Below are 3,498 nucleotides of genomic sequence, written 5' to 3' on the forward strand. Positions count from 1 at the left end.
CGCCTGCCTGATCTTCATCACCTCGCTGCAGTCGCTGGACCGCGAGCAGATGGARGCGGCGCGCATGGACGGCGCCARCKCRKTSCAGCGCTTCKKCTAYCTGACGCTGCCGCACCTGGGGCGGCCGATGGCGGTGGTGATCATGATMGAGATGATCTTCCTGCTGTCGGTGTTCGCYGAGATCGCSATCACCACCAACGGCGGMCCGGGCAACGAGAGCACCAACCTCACCTACMTGATCTTCAAGCAGTCGCTGATGAACTTCGACGTSGGCGTGGCTTCGGCGGGYGCMCTGTTCGCGGTCGTGATGGCCAACATCGTSGCGGCCTTCCTSATYCGGATCATCGGCAAGAACCTGGATTGAGGAGCACCTCATGCAACCCGACAGTCCCCTCTTCCTGGCGCTGCGCACGGTCTGCGCGTGGACCTTCACTCTGCTGCTCTTCTTCCCGCTCGGCTGGCTGGTGCTGACCGCCTTCAAGACCGAGTTGCAGGCGATCCATGTGCCGCCGCTGTTCATCTTCACGCCGACCCTGGAGAACTTCACTGAGGTGCAGCGGCGCAGCGACTACCTGCTGTTCGCACGCAACTCGCTGATCACCAGCATCGGCTCGACCGTGATCGGCCTCTTGATCGCGGCGCCGGCGGCGTACTCGATGGCCTTCTTCCGCACCCGGCGCACGCGCGACATCCTGATGTGGATGCTGTCGACCAAGATGATGCCGGCAGTCGGTGCGCTGGTGCCGATCTACGTGCTGGCGCAGACCGCCGGCCTGCTCGACACCCGCACCGCGCTGACCGTGGTGTTCACGCTGTCGAACCTGCCGATCATGGTCTGGATGCTCTATTCGAGCTACAAGGACATCCCGCCCGAGATCCTCGAGGCCGCGCGCATGGACGGCGCCAGCCTCTGGACCGAGTTCCGCCACGTGGTGCTGCCGCTGTCGGTCGGTGGCCTCGCCTCCACCGGGCTGCTGTGCCTGGTGCTGAGCTGGAACGAGGCTTTCTGGGCCCTCAACCTGAGTTCGGCCAAGGCCGGCACGCTGGCGACGCTGATCGCTTCCTACTCGAGCCCCGAGGGCCTGTTCTGGGCAAAGCTCTCGGCCGCCTCGCTGATGGCCATCGCGCCGATCGTGGTGTTCGGCTGGTTCAGCCAGAAGCAACTGGTCCAGGGCCTGACCTTCGGCGCCGTCAAGTAAACGCACAGGAGCACATCCCATGGCCTACCTCCAGCTCGACGACATCCGCAAGAGCTTCGGCGAAGCACACATCATCAAGGGCGTGAACCTCGAGATCGCGAAGGGCGAGTTCATCGTCTTCGTCGGACCTTCGGGCTGCGGCAAGTCGACGCTGCTGCGGCTGATCGCGGGGCTCGAGCCGATCACCAGAGGCCGGCTCTTGCTCGACGGCAAGAACATCACGAACACGCCCTCGGGCAAGCGCGACCTGGCGATGGTGTTCCAGAGCTACGCGCTCTATCCGCACATGAGCGTGTACGACAACATGTCCTTCGCGCTCAAGCTCGCGAAGGTGTCGAAGGACGTGATCAAGACCAAGGTCGAATACGCCGCCAAGACGCTCAACCTCACCAACTACCTGACGCGAACGCCGAAGGAGCTCTCGGGCGGGCAGCGGCAGCGGGTGGCGATCGGCCGCGCGATCGTGCGGGCGCCCAAGGTGTTCCTGTTCGACGAGCCGCTGTCCAACCTCGATGCCGCACTGCGCGGCAACACCCGGGTCGAGATCCACAAGCTGCACCGTGCGCTCGGCGCGACCAGCATCTACGTCACGCACGACCAGGTCGAGGCGATGACGCTGGCCGACCGCGTGGTGGTGCTGCGCGACGGCCTGATCGAGCAGGTCGGCACGCCGATGGACCTCTACGACCGGCCGGCCAACCAGTTCGTCGCCCAGTTCATCGGCATGCCCTCGATGAACATGGTCGAGGCCAAGGCGATACCGAGTTTCTCGGCGCTGACCGGCGGCCGGCTGCCGGCGGATGGTTTCCTTGGCGTCAGGCCGGAGGCACTGCGGGTGCACCACGGACAGGGCCAGGGCGCGCCGGCGCGCGTGGAACTGATCGAGGCGCTGGGTGCCGACACGCTGATCCACATCGACGTCGACGGCGTTCCGCTGGTGGCGCGGCAGAACGAGCGCACCGCGCTACAGGCCGGCGACACGATGAGCGTCGAACTCGACCCATCGGTGTTGCATTTCTTCAACCGCGAAGGCCAGACGGTCAGCGCCTGACAGGGCCAGCGCCATGACTTCTCCCACCTCTTCCGGCCTCGTGGTGCTGCACCTCGGGCTCGGCTCCTTCCATCGCGCGCACCAGGCCGCCTACCTGCAACAGCTGATCGACGCCGGCGACACGCGCTGGTCGATCACCGGCGCCAACCTGCGGCCCGACATGGCCGATGTCGAATCCGCACTGCGCGTGCAGGGCGGCCGCTACACGCTGGAGACGGTGTCGCCGGCCGGTGCCTACCGCTACCAGCGCATCGAGGCGATCCGCGAGGTGCTGCCCTACGACCCGAGCCTGGCCGCAGTGATCGCACGCGGTGCCGAGGCGCGCACCCGGATCGTCTCGTTCACGGTGACCGAGGCCGGTTACTACCTCGACCCGCACGATCGGCTCGACCTCGGCGCCAGCGATCTTGCGGCCGACCTCGAGCGCGCGCGCCAGGGCCTGGCGGGCTCGACCATCTACGGCGCGGTCTGCGCGATCCTGCGCGCCAGGCGGCTCGCCGGCGCGGAGCCMGTGACCCTGCTCAACTGCGACAACCTGCGCCACAACGGCGAGCGCTTTCGCAAGGGCCTGCTCGAATTCATCGAGCGCGTCGACGATCGCGACCTGCTGGACTGGGTGCGCGAGAACACCCGCAGCCCGAACGCGATGGTCGACCGCATCACGCCCCGGCCGCCGCCCGAGCTGCGCCAGCGGGTGCGCGACGCCACCGGCTGGGACGACGGCGCCCCGGTGACCGGCGAGAGCTTCATCCAGTGGGTGATCGAGGACGATTTCGCCAACGGCCGACCCGAGTGGGAGAAGGTCGGCGTGCAACTGGTCGATTCGGTCGCGCCCTACGAGGAAGCGAAGATCCGTATCCTGAACGCCAGCCACAGCTGCATCGCCTGGGCCGGCACACTGGCCGGACTGCAGTACATCCACCAAGGCACGCAGCGCACGGCGATCCGGCGCATGGCCTTCGACTACGTCACGGACGAGGTCATCCCCTGCCTGGACCGCCCGGGCCGGCCCAGCCCGGTCGACCTGCCCGCCTACCGCGACGTGGTGCTCGAGCGCTTCGGCAATCCGGCGATCCGCGACACCAACCAGCGCGTGGCGATGGACGGCTTCTCGAAGATCCCGGGCTTCATCGCCCCGACGGTGCGCGAACGGCTGGACCGCGGTGAAAGCATTGCCAGCGTCGCGTTGCTGCCGGCCCTGTTCCTGGCCTTCCTGCAGCGCTGGCACCAGGGCACGCTGCCTTACAC

General features: G+C 67.1%; 4 protein-coding genes. All 4 read left to right on the forward strand.

Translation table 11 applies throughout. From position 1 onward, the window contains the following. Positions 1-364: carbohydrate ABC transporter permease (locus AC1DY5_RS47400; protein WP_478121303.1), on the forward strand; the 364-nt coding region annotated here is incomplete at its 5' end. Positions 365-374: 10 nt separating this feature from the next. Continuing rightward, positions 375-1,199, forward strand: a complete 825-nt coding sequence (locus tag AC1DY5_RS47405) for a carbohydrate ABC transporter permease (protein ID WP_478121304.1) — start codon at positions 375-377, stop codon at positions 1,197-1,199. Between the two features lie 19 nt (positions 1,200-1,218). Then, entirely contained in the window at positions 1,219-2,250 is a 1,032-nt protein-coding gene (locus tag AC1DY5_RS47410; RefSeq protein ID WP_478121305.1) for an ABC transporter ATP-binding protein, read from the forward strand. Between the two features lie 13 nt (positions 2,251-2,263). Next, a partial coding sequence (dalD, locus tag AC1DY5_RS47415; protein ID WP_478121306.1) for a D-arabinitol 4-dehydrogenase occupies positions 2,264-3,498 on the forward strand: 1,235 nt, incomplete at its 3' end.

It is taken from the genome of Variovorax sp. P4_D9 (assembly GCF_056401695.1).